The 18,061-nt window shown below is 44.8% G+C and carries 17 protein-coding genes; 7 read left to right on the top strand and 10 right to left on the bottom strand.

What is annotated here, in order from left to right; all coding sequences use genetic code 11:
• The first annotated feature begins 1 nt into the window (after window position 1).
• A complete protein-coding gene (locus IX91_RS20995) occupies window positions 2-1,030 on the top strand; it encodes a methionine synthase (RefSeq protein ID WP_004745469.1) in 1,029 nt (342 codons plus the stop codon).
• A gap of 38 nt (window positions 1,031-1,068) precedes the next feature.
• Here IX91_RS20995 and IX91_RS20990 read toward each other — a convergent pair whose 3' ends face one another.
• From IX91_RS20990 to IX91_RS25665, 3 genes are all read right to left on the bottom strand, one after another.
• Window positions 1,069-2,271, bottom strand: coding sequence for a GGDEF domain-containing protein (locus tag IX91_RS20990; protein WP_004745468.1), 1,203 nt, complete (start codon window positions 2,269-2,271; stop codon window positions 1,069-1,071).
• Between the two features lie 117 nt (window positions 2,272-2,388).
• Window positions 2,389-3,417, bottom strand: coding sequence for a dihydroorotase (gene pyrC / locus IX91_RS20985; RefSeq protein WP_004745467.1), 1,029 nt, complete (start codon window positions 3,415-3,417; stop codon window positions 2,389-2,391).
• 173 nt (window positions 3,418-3,590) lie between these two features.
• Window positions 3,591-3,749, bottom strand: a complete 159-nt coding sequence (locus tag IX91_RS25665) for a YqaE/Pmp3 family membrane protein (protein WP_004745465.1) — start codon at window positions 3,747-3,749, stop codon at window positions 3,591-3,593.
• 232 nt (window positions 3,750-3,981) lie between these two features.
• Between IX91_RS25665 and IX91_RS20975 the strand changes: the two genes are divergently transcribed.
• Window positions 3,982-5,799, top strand: a complete 1,818-nt coding sequence (locus tag IX91_RS20975; protein WP_004745463.1) for a hybrid-cluster NAD(P)-dependent oxidoreductase — start codon at window positions 3,982-3,984, stop codon at window positions 5,797-5,799.
• 49 nt (window positions 5,800-5,848) lie between these two features.
• On the opposite strand, the gene IX91_RS20970 is transcribed toward IX91_RS20975, so the two are convergent.
• Both IX91_RS20970 and IX91_RS20965 read right to left on the bottom strand, forming a co-directional pair.
• Window positions 5,849-6,760 (bottom strand): sensor domain-containing diguanylate cyclase, encoded by a 912-nt coding sequence (locus tag IX91_RS20970; protein ID WP_004745462.1) that lies wholly within the window; start codon window positions 6,758-6,760, stop codon window positions 5,849-5,851.
• A 139-nt stretch (window positions 6,761-6,899) separates the two neighbouring features.
• On the bottom strand, window positions 6,900-7,799 hold the full coding sequence (locus tag IX91_RS20965) for a DMT family transporter (RefSeq protein ID WP_004745460.1): 900 nt from the start codon (window positions 7,797-7,799) through the stop codon (window positions 6,900-6,902).
• Between the two features lie 99 nt (window positions 7,800-7,898).
• Here IX91_RS20965 and IX91_RS20960 point away from each other — a divergent pair, with 99 nt between their 5' ends.
• Window positions 7,899-8,687 (top strand): AraC family transcriptional regulator, encoded by a 789-nt coding sequence (locus IX91_RS20960; protein WP_004745459.1) that lies wholly within the window; start codon window positions 7,899-7,901, stop codon window positions 8,685-8,687.
• Here IX91_RS20960 and IX91_RS20955 read toward each other — a convergent pair.
• Window positions 8,679-9,602 (bottom strand): M14 family metallopeptidase, encoded by a 924-nt coding sequence (locus IX91_RS20955; protein ID WP_004745458.1) that lies wholly within the window; start codon window positions 9,600-9,602, stop codon window positions 8,679-8,681. The two genes, IX91_RS20960 and IX91_RS20955, sit on opposite strands and share 9 nt — an antisense overlap.
• A gap of 146 nt (window positions 9,603-9,748) precedes the next feature.
• On the bottom strand, window positions 9,749-10,396 hold the full coding sequence (locus IX91_RS20950) for a DsbA family oxidoreductase (RefSeq protein ID WP_004745456.1): 648 nt from the start codon (window positions 10,394-10,396) through the stop codon (window positions 9,749-9,751).
• A gap of 269 nt (window positions 10,397-10,665) precedes the next feature.
• On the opposite strand from IX91_RS20950, the gene IX91_RS20945 reads away from it, so the two are divergent.
• Window positions 10,666-12,018: an alpha-amylase family protein gene (locus IX91_RS20945; RefSeq protein ID WP_004745454.1), complete on the top strand. Its 1,353-nt coding sequence runs from the start codon at window positions 10,666-10,668 to the stop codon at window positions 12,016-12,018.
• 71 nt (window positions 12,019-12,089) lie between these two features.
• On the opposite strand, the gene IX91_RS20940 is transcribed toward IX91_RS20945, so the two are convergent.
• A complete protein-coding gene (locus IX91_RS20940; protein ID WP_004745452.1) occupies window positions 12,090-13,958 on the bottom strand; it encodes a methyl-accepting chemotaxis protein in 1,869 nt (622 codons plus the stop codon).
• A gap of 85 nt (window positions 13,959-14,043) precedes the next feature.
• Window positions 14,044-14,655, bottom strand: coding sequence for a hypothetical protein (locus tag IX91_RS20935; protein WP_004745450.1), 612 nt, complete (start codon window positions 14,653-14,655; stop codon window positions 14,044-14,046).
• Between the two features lie 188 nt (window positions 14,656-14,843).
• Between IX91_RS20935 and IX91_RS20930 the strand changes: the two genes are divergently transcribed.
• Entirely contained in the window at window positions 14,844-15,944 is a 1,101-nt protein-coding gene (locus IX91_RS20930; protein ID WP_004745447.1) for a 1-acyl-sn-glycerol-3-phosphate acyltransferase, read from the top strand.
• Between the two features lie 51 nt (window positions 15,945-15,995).
• Here the strand turns inward: IX91_RS20930 and nadE are convergent, their stop codons facing one another.
• Window positions 15,996-16,823, bottom strand: coding sequence for an ammonia-dependent NAD(+) synthetase (nadE, locus tag IX91_RS20925; RefSeq protein WP_004745445.1), 828 nt, complete (start codon window positions 16,821-16,823; stop codon window positions 15,996-15,998).
• 178 nt (window positions 16,824-17,001) lie between these two features.
• Between nadE and IX91_RS20920 the strand changes: the two genes are divergently transcribed.
• A complete protein-coding gene (locus IX91_RS20920; RefSeq protein ID WP_004745444.1) occupies window positions 17,002-17,523 on the top strand; it encodes a nicotinate-nicotinamide nucleotide adenylyltransferase in 522 nt (173 codons plus the stop codon).
• A gap of 59 nt (window positions 17,524-17,582) precedes the next feature.
• Window positions 17,583-18,041: a hypothetical protein gene (locus tag IX91_RS20915; protein WP_004745442.1), complete on the top strand. Its 459-nt coding sequence runs from the start codon at window positions 17,583-17,585 to the stop codon at window positions 18,039-18,041.
• Window positions 18,042-18,061 lie beyond the last annotated feature (20 nt).

Below are 18,061 nucleotides of genomic sequence, written 5' to 3'. Positions count from 1 at the left end.
CATGAAAACACTATTACCGACTTCTACGGCAGGAAGCCTGCCAAAACCTTCATGGTTAGCACAGCCAGAAACGCTTTGGTCACCTTGGAAGCTGCAAGGTGAAGAACTAACAGATGGTAAACAAGATGCGCTTCGTTTGTCTTTGCAAGAACAGCAACATGCGGGTGTTGATATAGTCAGCGATGGTGAACAAACTCGCCAACACTTCGTTACGACATTTATCGAGCACTTAAGTGGCGTTGACTTCGAAAATCGCCAAACGGTAAAGATTCGTGATCGCTACGATGCCAGCGTACCAACAGTTGTAGGGCCTGTGAGTCGTCAAAAGCCTGTATTTGTTGAAGACGCTAAGTTTTTGCGTCAGCAGACAGATAAGCCGATCAAGTGGGCGTTACCAGGTCCAATGACGATGATCGATACGCTTTATGATGATCATTACAAGAGTCGTGAAAAGCTCGCGTGGGAATTTGCCAAAATACTCAATCAAGAAGCGAAAGAGTTAGAGGCTGCTGGTGTCGATATCATCCAATTTGATGAGCCAGCATTTAACGTCTTCTTTGATGATGTGAATGATTGGGGCATCGCGTGTCTAGAAAGAGCCATTGAAGGACTAAAATGTGAAACGGCGGTTCACATCTGTTACGGCTACGGCATTAAAGCAAATACAGATTGGAAGAAGACGTTGGGCACCGAATGGCGACAGTATGAAGAAGTGTTTCCAAAGCTGCAGAAGTCTAACATTGATATCATTTCGTTAGAGTGTCATAACTCTCGCGTGCCGATTGAGCTGCTCGAGCTTATTCGCGGCAAAAAGGTCATGGTTGGGGCGATTGACGTTGCGACAGATAGCATTGAAACGGCTGAAGAAGTCGCAGAGACACTTCGTGAAGCTCTAAAGTATGTTGATGCAGATAAGCTTTATCCTTGTACCAACTGCGGCATGGCGCCATTGTCGCGTGAAGTTGCTCGCGATAAATTGAACGCATTAAGTGCCGGGGCGGAGCTTGTACGAAAAGAGCTGTCAGCTTAGCTCACAAGGTAATTAATTGAATAGGTGCCTGAGTATCGTTAAGACTTCCATTTATGGTTCAACGATACTTGGGCATCGTATGAATTTTCGCTGAGAACAACTCTATTCCTTCCCTGATTTTTGGCATCGTACAGTGCTCTATCGGCGCGTTCTATTAACCGCTCCCAATGCTCGTTGGTTAATAACTCACTGACCCCAAAGCTTGCGGTACAGAACTCGCGGTTACTGGGTAACATCGTTGTTCGTTCAATAACGTTTCGAAGCTTTTCAGCGACAACTTTGGCTTGGTTTTTGTTGGTTTCTGGAAGTAATACTAAAAACTCCTCTCCACCATAGCGAAATGAAAAGTCATTCTTTCGTGTTTCTATTCTAAGTATTCTGCCTATTGTTCTTAGAACATGGTCTCCCGCTTGGTGACCATACACATCATTGATTTGTTTGAATTTATCTATATCAATCAGTAAGACAGAAAGAGAGTGTTCAAAGCGTTGTGCCCGTGCCACTTCCTTGGGTGCAAACTCTTCAAGTGCTCTGCGGTTATAGAGTCGAGTGAGTTCATCCTTGAGTGATGAGTCGTAAATAGTGGCAACCAATCTTCCTGTAAGCATCCAAGTAATCGCAAAGCCGATAAAAATGATCATTGCAATTATGGTGAGGAAAGCGAGTTGCTGAACCCAGTTAGCAACCATAAAGTCATCAATTTTGTCTTCAAAAGGAAGCATACCAAGGCGGAACAACCCATAGGCGGCGTAAACGAGCATCCCTAAAGACAGCAAATGTTTTGAAGGGGCAATGTCTTCTTTGGCACCATGTTGGTTTGCGTATATTGTCAAAAAGCTAAGCGCGGAAGTGTAACCAGCCATTATGGCGATACGAGCGTCTGTTGAAGATGAAAAGTAAGTGCAATAGGTGAGTAGAGTTATCACCACAGGGAGAGAGTAGTAGCCGTAGTTGGCGAGTGAGGCAGCGTACCCCCTTAAAAGGCAGACTCCATGTAAAATAAGAATAAAGCTTACTGATATAATGGAGTTAGCCAGAATCTTGGAAACCCACAAAGAGACCGTATTACCAAAGCTCATCAGCATAAAGCCAACGCCTAGCAGCATCAGTGCCAACGCAATTAAGTTGATCCCGCGAATACGAGGCTGAAGAGTTTGAATCAAAGCGAGCCCAACACAATACGTCAACGACAATATGACGCAGACGACGGACAGCGTGGGAATATCTAACTCAATCAGCATAGTGACCTCAAAATGAATGCTACATTGAGTTTAGGTTATATTGATAAAATGCTAAATAAAAACCCCAGTAACTATTATCTTGTTACTGGGGTTAGTCGATAGGATTAAATTAGGTATTTACTTAACTGCCCACTTAATCTCTTCACCTGCGCGAATAGGCACAACGACATCACCGCCAAACGGCATCGTTTCTGCAACAGGCCAAGCTTCTTTGGTCAGTGTTACTGTATCTTGGTTACGAGGTACACCGTAAAAATCCGGACCGTTGTGGCTTGCAAATGCTTCAAGATTTTCTAATTGACCCTCTAGCTCAAACACTTCTGTGTAAAGCTCTAGCGCAGCGTGCGCAGTGTAAGAACCTGCACAGCCACAAGCGGCTTCTTTCATACCTTTAGCGTGCGGCGCTGAGTCTGTACCTAGGAAAAACTTCTTACTGCCGCTCGTCGCTGCTTCAATCAGCGCTTGCTGGTGGGTGTTGCGCTTAAGAATTGGCAGACAGTAGAAATGAGGTTTGATGCCACCAACCAACATGTGATTACGGTTATAAAGTAAGTGGTGAGCGGTAATCGTTGCAGCAACATTGTCGTTGGCGTTTTTAACAAATTTCGCTGCATCAGCAGTGGTAATGTGCTCAAGAACAATCTTTAGATTCGGGAAGTCGTTCACGATAGGAGCAAGAACGGTATCTAAAAACTCTTTTTCACGGTCAAAAATATCGACATCGTGATGAGTCACCTCACCGTGAACCAGCAGTAACATTCCTACTTCTTGCATTGCTTCAAGAACGTGGTAGATATTCTTCGCGTTGGTGACACCTGAGTCAGAGTTGGTAGTTGCGCCTGCTGGATAAAGCTTAGCGGCTACTACAGCACCAGACTCTTTTGCTTTACGGATTTCATCTGGAGTCGTGTTATCCGTTAGGTAAAGCGCCATTAGCGGTTCAAACTGCTCGCTTGGCTTCTCTGCCATAATGCGTTCGCGGTAAGCGAGTGCCATTTCGGTATTGGTAACAGGTGGGATGGTATTCGGCATGATTAGCGCGCGGCCATTGTAGCGGCTAATATCTCGCACAGTATCCTTTAGAACTTCACCATCGCGTAGATGAACATGCCAGTCGTCAGGACGTGTGATCGTAAGTGTTGTCATTATTGCTCCCACCATAATAAGAAGTTTGTCTGATTGGAGCCTAAACGGCGCGAAAACTGTGAAGGCAAACGCTTACGCTTAGGCGACAGGATGATAGAGCAAACCGCTATGTATTTCATCCACTTTTTTTGATGAAAGCCTTATTTGTCGGATATCTGTGCGTAAATAGACGCTTAGCGTACAGTTAACCAGAGAGCATGGATAGAACCTGGGATAAAAAAGAAAAATGTAAGAATTAAATTAATCAGAAAGTCTTTGTTTAATCCTTTGTCCAAAAACACTGCTACAGGGGGGAGGAAGATACAAAGAAGAATCATAACAAGCTTGTTCATAATTAGAATCCTTAGAACGCATGAATTGAGTTTATGGTGGGTAACGGATTATCTTAATACTAGCCAGTATGTCTATTCGTCGGCGGTTTATCTATTAACATTAAGCGGAACCTGACGACTAGAGGCCTAGATTATCAAAACTGAGAACAACTCAATGGATTAACGCTTTGTAGAAGAAATCTAATCAAATCAAGTATAATGGCTGCACAATAATTCTAGCTTAGGATAAGCAATGTCAGCTCCAACTCTTTCTCAAATCAATGTCTATCCGGTGAAATCTGTGGGTGGACTGTCTCTTTCAACAGCATGGGTGGAAAAGCAAGGTCTGATGTTTGACCGTCGATTTATGCTCGCCCTTTCCGACGGATCAATGGTGACAGCTCGAAAATATCTACAGATGGTTAAAGTGCGTTCAAGTTTGTTACCTGATGGGGTGATATTTACCGTCCAAGGCCAGTCGCCGCTAAGAGTCCGCTATGCCGATTTTAAGATGCAAGAAGCGCCAGCCCAAGTGTGGAAAGATCACTTTGTCGCTTATACCACAACGGATGAAGCTGATGATTGGTTCAGTCAGGCACTAGGTCAACGTGTGGAACTATTGTTTAGTGGCGAGCAATCTAACCGCGTACGAGAAAAGCTAGGCCACAACGTCAGTTTTGCCGATGGTTATCCAGTGTTAGTGATCAGTGAAGCATCACTAGCAGAGCTAAACCGTCGTAGCCCAGAAGCTCATTCAATGGAGCAGTTTCGTACTAACCTTGTCGTATCTGGCACGGAATCTTTTGGTGAAGATGGTTGGAAGCGCATCCGTATTGGAGAGGTGGAGTTCGAAACAGTAAAACCTTGTGAGCGCTGCATACTCACGACAGTAGATGTTGAAAGAGGTGAGTTGAGAACGAGTAAAGAGCCGCTGAATACGCTTTCCCAGTTCCGTGCCAACGAGCGTGGTGGTGTTTTCTTTGGACAAAACTTAGTCGCTAAAAATGAAGGTATGATTCATCAAGGTGATACAGTTGAAGTCTTGGAGTACAAAGAGAAAGAGTTCTACCCAGACAATACACCGAAACAGTTGCTTATGACGTGTGTTGAAAGAGAAGAAATTGCCCGTGATTTTGTCACTTTCTGGCTTGAACCACAACATGGTGAACTGCCAGTCTATCAACCTGGTCAGCATCTACCTATTTCGATTGAGATAGATGGTGAAGGTGTTGCCCGCCGATACACATTGTCTTCAAGCCCATCTCGCCCTGGGCGGTTAGCGATATCTGTTAAACGCATTGACGGCGGGCGTGTGTCAAACTGGCTCAGCGACAATCTTAACATTGGTGATACTCTGACGTGCGAGCAGCCAGATGGGAGTTTCCATTTGGGAGAAAAACATGGCCAGCCATTGCTACTATTATCTGCGGGTAGTGGTGTCACGCCGATGCTTTCTATGCTTCGTTATCTCTCAGATCACAATCAAGTCGAAGATGTAGTCTTCTATCATCAATGCAGCAGCGTAGAAGACATCCCATGTAAGGAAGAGCTGGATGAGTTGCGACGTAAACATGATGGCTTAACCGTACTGTTTTCCTTGTCTCAAGCTCCGGATGATTGGTTTGGATTAAAAGGTCGCCTTACTCTCGCACACCTAAAGCAAATTCGCGATGTTGAACAAAGACAAGTCTTTGTCTGTGGGCCTGATGGCTTTATGCAGAAGGCTAAGAATTTATTGCTCAAGAAAGGTCTAGCAGAAGACAACTACCACCAAGAAGCATTTGGTGTCAGCCAAACTTCTCAGCAGCCATTGAAAGAGCTTACTTTGAGTGTTAACGGTCATGTGTTTGTTGGTAACAACCAAAAGACATTGCTTGAACAAGCAGAAGACGCAGGTGCGCCTATTGCAAACAGTTGTCGAGCGGGTCTGTGCGGCGCATGTAAGGTAACAGTGGAATCTGGAAAAGTGCATCAACCGGATGTGCCAGCCCTGCAAGATCATGAGCGCCATATGGGTGTTGCACTGGCTTGTTGTTGTGTACCAGAAACCGATATCGAAGTCGTTAGTTAAGTTTTTATTTGAATTAAATCAGCCCCCCTGAATTAGGGGCTGACATTTTTTATTCAATGACACTTCGATTCCTGCCTAGGTGTTTGGCTTTGTATAGGGCATCGTCAGCTCTACGGTACAAATCTAAAAACTCACTGTCGTTGGGAGAGAACTGGGTAACACCACAGCTTAAAGAAAATGGAGACTCTAAAATATTGAGTTCTGATTCAAGAAATTGATGACGCAATCGCTCCGCAACATCAAGGGCTTCTTTTCCTGTTGTATCGTTAAGCACGATCAAGAACTCTTCACCTCCGACTCGACCACAGTGATCGCTCTTTCTTAAGTTACTGTGAATGATGTTGGCAAGTTCCACTATCACATTGTCGCCAAAATCGTGTCCAAATGAATCGTTGACGCGCTTAAAGTGGTCAATATCTATGATGATGCAAGATAGTGCAGAATCTTGTTGCCTTGCCTTTTCATAAGAAGACTCAAAACATTGCCAGATTTTACGGCGGTTATAGAGTCTGGTCAGTTCATCCGTGTAGGCTTGTTCAGCAAGTTTTTCCCTTAGCTCTACGATGTCGGTGATGTCGGTTGAAACACCAATAAGACCAATGACCTGCTTCGTTTTAGAATGAATGATCGGTTGCTTGATGGCTCGGTAAACACGAACTCTGCCATCTGTCACAGCCAAGGCGCGTTCCTCGTTGATCACCTTCTGACCGGTGTTAAACACCATCTCATCGGTCTTGAGTATGTCGGCTAACATGTGGGGTTCAAAAAATGCGTAGTCAGTTTTACCTTTAAGCTCTTTTAACGTGGTGTTAAACAGCTCTAAGGTCAGTTGATTAGCATAAAGATATTCACCTTGGCGATTCTTAACGAACACGTAAGAGCCAATCTCATTCAGAACAACTTCATGCAACGTAAATTGGTCGTGATTATATATCTCTTCTATATGCTCCAATTCGATCATCTGACCTCCATCATGGTAATGAGGTCTAGCCAATTTAAGACGTGGTTGTATTGTTGTTATGTATAGGGCTGGCCTGAATGCTGTGTGCTACATATGCAAGCCGGATACTACAAACATATACCCTTTTACCCTCAAGTACCTATACCTGATTAACATTTTCTAATGATTTTCTACTGAAGTGCTTGAGTTTTAGCTGTGAAAGAACAACACCAGAGACTACTAGTAATCCGCCCATAATATGGTAGCTATGTACAGCCTCGCCCAGCATGGTCGCAGCCAGAGTTATGGCTACAACTGGCATTAAGTTCATAAACATTGCACTCGAATCTGCGCCAATTAAATCAATCGCCTTAACCCACATCCAAGGTGCAGCGATAGAGGCCGCGAGGCCTGCATAGGCGATCAAAGGTATCGCGTCTTGGCTTGGCAATAACTGCTCGCTAGTGAGCCAGAGTGGCGTGAGCATGATGAGAGCAAGCAAGCCTTGCATATAGACCATGGTCCAGTTTGATAACGGCATCTTCCACCGCTTTAACAACACGCAGTAGGCTGCGTAGCAAATAGAAGCGATGACCATAATGCCGTCGCCAGGTGTAATGTCCTGATGTAAAAAGAAGGCTACGTCACCTTTCCCTAGCATAAAAGCCAATCCGGCTAACGCAATCACGCCACCAACGATACTAAGTGGGGAAATGGGCTTAGATAGAATCGGTACACTCATAAAAATCGCAATCAATGGAACCAGTGAGGTAATCAACGCCATGTTGGAGGCTGTTGTTGTAAGACCTGCGTAATAGGACAATGACTGATTGAGAACCATCCCTAGCATCGCCAGAAAGGCTAGTTTAGCCAAGTAAGGACGTATTACACTCCAACGCTGAATGACTTTCGGTAAGCAAAATGGTGTTAGTACGACAATGGCGAGAAACCAACGATAAAAGCTCATTGCACTGGGTTCTATGGTGCTAGCTGCCATTTTATTTACGATAGCGTTGCCGCCCCATATGCATACGGTAAAGAAAGGAAGTAGGTAGACCATGTGAACACCATCGCATTATTATCGGTAGAAGATAGTCTGGCAGGTCGATATAATTATATATATCTTTAAAAAGACATTGTGCGTTATAGGAAGACAAGTTTGAGAAAGTCAGCAAAACACCTTCATCCTTCGTTATCAATCGATAAGGCACCATCAGATGTATTTATGAATTTCGAAGCGTTTCTCTCGAATACTGAAACTCGGATGCATAGCCATCCATGGGGACAGGTACAGCTGATCAGCGGTGGCATTTTGGAGATGGAGGCAGAAGACACTCGATTTTTAGCGCCGCCTCACTTAGCAATATGGGTACCTGCTGGGATCATGCATACTAGCTTTAATCGCAAGCCACTTTCCTATTGCTCACTCAACATTGCTCAAGCCCATACTGAGAACTTCCCGGACTGCACTAGTCTGATCAAAGTTACCCCGATCGTATCGGCAATTATCGATGATTTTCGTCAACGAGATATCAATGTTGCCGAATCTGAGCAAGACAAGCGATTGGTTCAGGTACTGCTAGATCAACTCGCCACGCGTGACACTCAACACCATTTTCTTCCATCTACAGACAATAAATACCTGGCCAAGATTCTTGCAGCGGTGGAAGAGAACCCGATTGATAACACTAGCTTGTCTGTTTGGGCAGAACGCGTCCACACCACAGAGCGAACACTGGCAAGGCATTGTCAGGCTGAACTCGGGATGAGTTTCACTGAATGGCGACTAAGAGTACGCTATTTGCACTCGATGGAATTACTGCGCAAAGGTCACTCAGTGAAAGAGGTTGCGCTTACGCTAGGTTACAACCAAGCCAGCCCGTTTATTGCCATGTTCAAAAAATACTCCGGGCAGACCCCGGAGCAGTATAAAGGGCGGTTACTGTAGTTGCGCCACTACATAATCCAAGCCACCGACGATGGCAGCGACTTGAGCGTCGTTACACTCTTCATCTGTCACTTTCGGGCTATCTGGATAAACTTCTGTGGTTGTGCCATAGGTGCATGTCGTTACACCGCCACATAGGCCGAGCTTAACCATTGGGTAGTTAATCACGCCGTGCTGAACCACAGTTGAACCAATAATCTCGCCTTTATCATCTGCTGGAGCGATGTGCGTCACTTTATTTACGGACTCAATCACCGCAGCTTGGAACTCAGGCTGAGGGTTCTCAGTGTCACCCACAGTGTAAAAACCATCCGGAATCATACCTTCAATGTATTCGATACCATCACGGGCGGCTAGGGCAGGGCGAAATTCGGTTTCGTCACTATCTGTGGTTTCGTGCAAATCAATGTGAACTAGCACATCGCGGCCTAATGATGCAACGAGCTTCATTAGGTTTGCAGATTCTTCAGCGGGTGAGTCTTGATAGAAAGAGCGGTTTGGATCAAGCGCCAATGGGTTCCAACGGTTGATCACTTCATAACCCCATGGGCTCACACAAGGAGCAATCACAATGTTGAAATGTTCGCTGTACTTTTCCATCTCGTTTGCTGCAAATTTTAAAGCGCCGTGAACACCACTGGTTTCGTAGCCATGTACGCCACCTGTGACTAACACAATTGGCTTCGTATCATTCCAGTTATTAGACTTAATACAGAAAAGCGGGTAACGCTCTTGGTCATAAGAGAGAGCGCCATATTGCTCAACATCAAACTGCTCTGAAAGTGCCTGAATCTTGGGAACCACTTCTTTTTGATATTCACGTTTAATCGTAGTTTGCTCACGCCAAGCGATTCGCTCCGCGTCTCCCCATTTTTGACCCGGGGTACCGATTGGATAAGTGTAAGAACTGCGCATTACCTTGCCTTTATCATTATGGTTGTAGAAAACGTCAAACAGCATAGTGTGCCCATTTGGGGCAGGCAAATATTATCTTGCAGAACGTGAAAGATTGACTTGGTTTTGACATCCTTTGTTGTGGCGATAATGCGGAGAAATGAGCGCTACTCTTGAGATTGGGTAATCTGATTGATGGCCGATATTAGCAACTCGGTGGTTTGCGCGCCGGAAATTAGGTGCTTTCGATTAATGATGATTGCAGGAACCGCATTGATGCCCGCTTCAAGCCATTGCTGCTCGGTAGACGCCACGGCTTCAGCCCAGCTTTCATCTTCTATAACACTAGTGACGACGTCTTGTTCTAGCCCTAACTCAGTGGCGCATTCAATCAGTACTTGAGAGTCGCTAATGTCTTTACCATCGGTGAAATAGGCGTGAAACAGAGCAAGCTCTAAGTCGAACTGTTTACCTTCACTTTGTGCCCACATTAAAAGCTGGTGCGCTTTGCGCGTGTTATAGATTCGAGAGTCGTCATTGAAGTTGAACTCAAACCCTACCTCGTTACCTAGATTGGTCAGAGTTTCGCGCGCTGAGATACTGGCTTCTGTTGTCGTGCCATACTTTTCAGCGAGGTGCTCTCGCAGATTTTGTCCTTCGTCTCCCATTGCTGGATTTAGCTCAAAAGGGTGCCACTGTATATCGGCTTCAACTTCATCTGCCAGAGCGGCAAGCGCGTGCTCTAAACGTTTGTAGCCAATAATGCACCATGGGCAAACGACATCAGAAACAATATCAATTCGAATTTTGTTCATACATCAATCCTTGTGCAACTCAGATGAAAGTATAGCGCTGTCCGCAATGAGATTTTACTAAATACCTCACTATTTGGATAATCTACGCCTAAAAGCTACTACGCAAAAAAATGGATTAAGGGGGAAGAGCTTAGCGCGAATGCTTTGTTAGGATGGTAATCAGTGTTCACTATAGATACTCAAGTAGCTTTGCGATAAGAACTGAAAAGTAGAAATGAAGGGTATTTGGGTATCGTTATCGTGTTATGAATCTTGTAAAGGAAATCGTGATGAACTGCTCTCACGCAACTGATGTGATCTTACACGCGTTTGACTGGCCATATGAAATGGTTGAACAAAGAGCGCGCCAGATCCATCAAGCGGGCTACAAGTACGTACTCGTTTCACCACCAATGAAATCATTAAAAAGGGAAACAGGTACCAAGTGGTGGCAACGCTATCAACCTCAAGATTATCGAGTGATCGATAATCAACTTGGTAATACTGAAACATTTAAAAGCATGCTTGAGACTCTATCGTCTTATGGTGTGGGTGTGTATGCCGATGTGGTGTTCAACCATATGGCAAATGAATCGTCGATAAGGACAGATCTTAAATACCCGAATGCGTCCGATATGCTCGATTACCAACAATCTGCTGATTATTATCAGAACCAACGTTTGTTTGGAGATTTAAGTGAGCCCATTTTCGATCATGACGACTTCGTCGAAGCGTTTGGAATTGAAGACTGGGAAGATCGCTGGCAAGTGCAAAATGGTCGTATCACTGGTGGTCCTACTGATCCAGGCTTACCAACATTAAGGGTTTGCTCACACGTCATCGAGCAGCAGCAAGCTTATCTTAAAGCGCTTAAAGGTATGGGAGTCAAAGGGTTTCGCATTGATGCCGCTAAACACATGACTTTAGAGCATTTAAAACAGGTTTGGACGGAAGATATTTGCCAAGATATTCATATCTTCGGTGAAATTATTACCAGCGGTGGCGCTACCCAACCAGAGTATGAGTTGTTCTTACAGCCTTACCTTGCTGAAACGCGATTGGGTGCCTATGACTTCCCGTTATTTCAGACAATGCATGATGCGCTGCAAATCGATGGTAGCTTAAAAAGCTTGGTCGACCCATATTGCTTCGGGCAAGCGTTGTCTGAATCGCGGGCAATTACGTTTGCCATCACCCACGATATTCCTAACAACGATGTTTTCGCAAATTTGGTCATGAGTGAAAACCAAGAGTGGCTGGGGTATTGTTACTTGCTCGGGAGAGATGGCGGAGTACCACTGATATACACTGATCTCGATACTAGCGGAATCGTTAATTCAGACAAGCAGCCACGATGGGTTGATGCTTGGAAAGATGAAAAAATGATTGCAGCTATCGATTTTCACAATCGCATGCATGGCTCTCAAATGAAGATTATTGAGGCTTCAGACGATCTATTGGTCTTTAGCCGCGGCAAAGAAGGTTTGGTGATTATTAACAAATCTAAACGCTCACAAACCATAGAGTTTAAAGCGAACTCAGATTGGATGGATTTGTTGTCACTTGATAGTTTTGCGCCACAAAACGGGCAGTGTACCGCGGTGGTAGAGCCAAACACAGCAATGATGCTAGTGGTCATTTAGCTCTAGAACAGATCAGCAGAGCCAATAAAGGCGCACTTAAATTGAGTGCGCCTTTTGGTTATTGCTTTGGTCTAAACGGTAAATTTATTCAAGATAGAGTCTTGCTCTCGAATGTTTTCTGTTTGTGCTTGCATAGCAATATTGGCATTCTCAGCAGCATCGGCTACTTGAGTTGAAAGGTCTTTGATCTTCACTGTATTACCGTTAATTTCCTCGGCAACCAAGCTTTGCTCTTCTGCAGCAGAAGCGATTTGGATATTCATATCACTGATCTGTTGAATTGCATCACGGATGCGTTCCAAAGCGACATTCGCCTCTTGAGCTCGCTCAACTGCGTTAGTAGCAGTGCTCTTGCTCATATTCATCGCATTTGAAACTGAACTTGCGCCAGCTTGAAGCTGTTCAATCATGTTGCGAATCTCAGTGGTAGATTCCTGTGTACGTTGCGCCAAGGTTCGAACCTCATCAGCAACCACAGCGAACCCTCGACCAGATTCACCTGCACGGGCTGCCTCAATCGCGGCGTTAAGGGCGAGCAGGTTGGTTTGATCGGCGATATCATTGATTACCTTCAAGATGGTTTCAATATTATCGGTCGCTGATTCTAAGACCTTCACCTCTTCAACGGCTTCGTCGATTTTTTGTGATAAGTTGTCGATAGCGTGAGTGGTTTCACTCACAACCGCTGTACCTGTACTGGTGGCCTCATCGGCTTCACGAGCGGCTGCTGCGGCACCTTGAGCATTATTGGCGACATCCCCAGAGGTGGTAGCCATTTCATGCATGGCGGTAGCGAGCTGCTCTAATTCGTGCAATTGGTCTTGCATTGCGGAAGCGGACTCTTGCAGCCCCATTGAGGTCATTTCTGAACCACGTAATATCTCTTCCCCAATCGCTTTCGATTGCGTGATCAGTTGCTGTAAGGTTCCTGTGAACTCATTAAACCCTGAAGCCAGAGTCGAGAATTCTTGATCGGTGTTGGTATCGAGTCGTTTGGTTAAATCACCTTGACCTGTCGCGACATCCTGAATGGCATCACCCAAGGTATCTAGTGGGCGCATCAAGGTCTTAATCAGTACAAGCAGAATCACAATACTGATAACCAAGGCTATGATGGTGTAGATAATCGAGCTGTTGCGAAGGTCTGCTAAAGATTGATACGCCACTTCTTCATCGAGAACAACGCCAATGTACCAATCTTCACCTGGCACTTTTGAAAAGTCGAGCGTGTAAGCCTTGCCATCAATCATTGCTTGCTGCGGATCATCTTGAATGGGGGCATTGCCCAAGAAGTCTGACATAGGCTTGCCGTTTAACTCAGTCGTTGGGTGGGCAATGGTTGTGCCATCTCCGGCGACAATAAACACATAGCCCGCATTGAACAATTGCACCTTGTTCACGACTTCAGCCAGTGCAGCAAGACTTACATCATAAAAAATCGCACCAATAAACTGTCCGTTTTCTCGAACTGGTGTGGCGATTGAAACCAATATCTCGCCTGTGGCTGAGTCGGCGTAAGGGGCGGTAATAACAAGCTTTCCTGAGTTTTTAGCGTCAATGTACCAAGGTCGAACCCTTGGGTCCCAAGTAGGCCCGGGATTCCAAGAAGGGTCATTGTTGATGTTTGAACCATCACTCTCAAAGCCAAGACCTGCCAATAAAAAAGTGTCTTTAACGATAGGGCGGGTAATGACAGAAGTGACAGCGTCGGGAGATAGGTCAACTTCTAGCATGCTGGTGGCGTACTCAGCGATGGCTTTACGTCCATTGATTTCTGCGGCGGTAGTGTTTCGAACGCCGTCTACGATTTCTGTAACGCTTGAGGTTACTTGCGTCTTAATTTCGTTTTTAACGGTGTGATATTGTTGCAAGGTTAGAAGGGTGACAGTCGCTAAAAGCAAGACAGACGAAGCGGCCACAATCTTATGGCTGAATTTCATTTCACAATCCTCTTCTATAAATAAAGCAGTTACTTATAGATTTATAGTTATGAAATGGGTATTCAGCCAGTAAATTCTAGAACTTTTATGTTAATTCACGACCTAGGATTGCTTGTTCAAGACTTGCCAGTAAAGCATCATTGCCTTCAAACAAAGATTCAACAACCATTGGGCGTTTCTTACCGGATTGCATCTGCTTGTTGGCTTCGCGGACTCGCAATACTAACTTGAGCTCATTGGAAAGCGCGGACTCTTTATCGGCTCGCCACTGATTAATCTGCTTTGTGTATCGAGTCTCTTTTAGCTCAGGCTTTAGCGTCGTGAGTTCGATTTGTACAACCTTAAGCAGATCTACTTGACGTTCGCGGTGACCATTGTGGAGCTCTAAACGGTTCAACAGTGCTGATAGAAGTTCCTCTGCTTGGATATAGCCACCCTGTTTAGGAAACGGTGCTACAACGCGAGAAGAAACACTGACAGAATTAACGATGGTATTGGGCGTGTAAGTGAGCGAGGTAAGTGTGTCAAACGGGAGCCAGAACGACTGACCTGCTTCCACGGCATACTCCAACTTTCCAAGTTTGATTAACACCAATCCTTGCTTAACGCTGATAAGTTGATGCTTTAACGACTTCTTACGTGGCGTACAAATCAGAAAGTCGTTCAGTTCAGATTGAAAAGATATAGCGTGGTGCATGGGGGCAATCTCTAATTTCGGGGCGCTAAGATTAACGTTTCTTGGAAAAAAAGCCAACTTTGTGCAAGTCATGGCGCAAATTCGAATAATTAGTCTGGTCTGACCTTAACGAATCTGAGAGAACTATAGCTGCCAAGAACGGTTTCTATGCGTAGAATAGTCCCGCTTTTTACCTAATGTATAAAATAATGACGACAAACACAGACCCATTTATTGAAATTCGTCCTTATAACGATGACGAAATTCCAGCGGCAATTGACCGCTTAGTTAACGATGAAGAATTCATCAGTGCGATTTTACAGCACCGCTTTTCTAACCATGCAGGCTGGTTTAAGACCTTAATGTCTCCAATGGTTAAGATCTACCTTAAGATGAAGTGGTCAAAACTGAACTCAGTTGAGACGATTCAATTAGAAGTAAAGAAGTATCTTGATCAAACGCTTAAAACAACCACCAAAGGTGTTACGTACAGCGGGCTAGAAAATCTAGCTCCTGAGCAGGCGTATCTTTTTGTTTCTAATCACCGTGATATCGCAATGGATCCTGCACTTGTTAACTATGGTCTGTTCCAAAGTGGTCATAAAACCGTGCGCATTGCGATTGGTGATAACCTACTGAAAAAGCCTTGTGCGACTGAGCTAATGAAGCTCAACAAAAGCTTTATTGTTAAGCGCTCGGCAAAAGGCCCTCGTGAAATGATGAAGGCACTAGGGACATTGTCTGGCTACATCAAGCACTCGCTAGAAACTGGTCATTCAATTTGGATTGCACAAAAAGAAGGTCGCGCGAAAGATGGCAACGACTTTACTGATCCGGCGATCCTAAAAATGTTTCATGTGGAAGGGCGCAAACAAAAGCTTTCATTCCCTGAGTACATTAAATCTTTGAAGATTGTGCCTGTTGCTATCTCTTATGAGAATGACCCTTGTGATATTGCTAAAGCGATTGAACTGCACGCTAAAGATTCGGTAGGAAGCTACGAGAAAGGCGAGTTCGAAGATATTGAAAGTATTATTCAAGGCATCGTGGGCGATAAAGGTCATGTGCATGTAGCATTTGGTGATGTGATAGAGCAAGACTTCGAAACGCCAGAAGCACTAGCAGAAGAAATTGATCGTCAAGTACATGCTAACTACAAGCTGTTTCCAATTAATCAGCTTGCGGCAGGCAACGAAGACGTCGGCGAAGATGTGAAAGCGACATTGGCTGACAAACTCAATTTATTACCGCAAGGCGCGCAGCCATTTTTAGTGGCCAGTTACGCCAATCCGGTCAAGAATCGCCCTTAGGCAAAAGAATAGAAAATAGCCTCTCAATCGAGAGGCTATTTTGTTTTTACTTTAGTCGTAAATGGTCGGGATTGGTTGACGCTTGTGCTGCGTCACTTTGTAGATGTGAACCAAGCGCTCGGTCACTTCAGCAGATACCGGCTTGCCTTCTAGGAAATCATCAATCTGTTCATAAGTAAGGTTAAGCGCGTCTTCGTCCGCTTTTTGTGGGTCTAACTCTTCTAAATCCGCAGTAGGAACCTTCTTAACCAACAACTCTGGCGCACCTAGAGTCGCAGCTACTTCACGCACTTGGCGTTTGCTTAGACCAAATAGAGGGGCAAGGTCACAGGCACCGTCGCCAAATTTGGTGTAGAAGCCAGTGATGTTTTCGGCAGAATGGTCAGTACCAATCACTAAACCACCGACATACCCCGCGATTTCGTATTGAGCGACCATTCGCGCACGGGCTTTAACATTCCCTTTTACAAAATCAACTTTGGCTTTATCTTCAGGCAGTAAGCCAGTCCCTTCAAGTGCTGTATGGCTTGCCGTGTGAAGGCCATCGACACCTGCTTTAATATTTACTGAAATCGAATGAGACGGCTGAATAAACTGAAGGGCAAGCTGCGCTTCATCTTCGTCTTTCTGCTCGCCATAAGGCAGTCGAACTGCGATAAATTGGTAGCCGCCATTAGACTCTTCATTTAATTGATCAACGGCTAGCTGCGCTAATCGACCACAGGTCGTTGAATCAACACCACCACTGATACCGAGAACCAGAGATTTGCATCCTGCTTCTTGAAGTTTTCGCTTAATAAAGTCGACACGACGTGTTATCTCAAAATGAGGATCGATCGACGGCAGAACGCGCATTTCATCGCGAATCAACTGTTCCATTATGTTTCCTTCCTGCAAGCAATGTAGTTTAAAATTGGGTAGTAAAGTTGGTAGCCTTAACAGGTCTACCTCAGCAAGGCATATTTATGCTGAAGTGAACGTGTTAAAGTCACGTGCCTATATCATACCGCAATCAAGGAATTAGAAAACTGTGATCACGGTTTTCAATAAAGAGTAAATGAATAAAAAGAGCAAAATTGCTGTATTTGGAAGCGCTTTTAACCCACCAAGTCTGGGCCACAAAAGCGTGATCGAATCTTTAACCCATTTTGATCGAGTTCTACTGCTGCCAAGCATTGCTCACGCTTGGGGTAAACAGATGTTGGAATACAGCGCTCGATGCGAGCTAGTTGACGCTTTTATTGAAGATTTGCAAGTGGATAACGTAGAACGATCTACGATTGAAGAATCTCTCTATTCTCCGGAAAGCAGTGTAACGACTTATGCCGTACTTGAAGCTCTGGAGGCTAAATACCCAGACAGCGAATTAACCTTTGTTATGGGGCCAGATAACCTGCTTAGCTTTGCTAAATTTTATAAAGCGGAAGAGATCGTCAATCGCTGGTCGCTGTTATGTTGCCCTGAAAAAGTTAAAGTGAGAAGCACCGATATTCGTAATGCCCTCAAACAGCACGAAGATGTTTCACATCTTGTTACGGTAAAAGTATTACGCAAATTAATCGAAAAGGAGTATTATTAAATAGGACTTCGTTCTATATATTTGAGGTGTGAATGTTAAAGCGTGGAATGATATGTGTGATGTTATCGTTCTCTCCACTTGCTGCGGCTTGCGAGCTGTATCAAGAGGGTGTGTCTGCGCATTCGTTAATGTTTGAAGGCTCAAGTCCAACATGTACAACAATCTTTGATCTAGAGATTGATGACACTGTGACAAATGAAGCTTTTGTAGATCTGACTCTTGCAGAGAAAACCGATCACTCCTCATACTGGTCAGATTGGCTACTAGGCAACGAGACTAACCCACTGATTTCAAATAGTGCTTCGTCCAACTACTTTGGTGTTGGAGTTTGGGTACCCAATGAGTTGGAAGATCAGCTCAAAGAGATGAACACCGAAAACTGGATCCGGAGCCATGGTGTGCAGCTGAGCCTCGGTTTTGGCGATATGGATGCAGGTACACCGCGCATGCGACTCGATTACCGTTGGCACGAACAGTATGACGGCGACTTCATGATGCAGGTCGAAGTACCTTTCTAAGCGTCAGCCTAACTTTCCTA

The organism is Vibrio tubiashii ATCC 19109, from assembly GCF_000772105.1.
Lineage (GTDB): Bacteria > Pseudomonadota > Gammaproteobacteria > Enterobacterales > Vibrionaceae > Vibrio > Vibrio tubiashii.
Note: the sequence above shows the minus strand (reverse complement) of the source record. Positions and strands in the feature narration are given on the sequence as shown.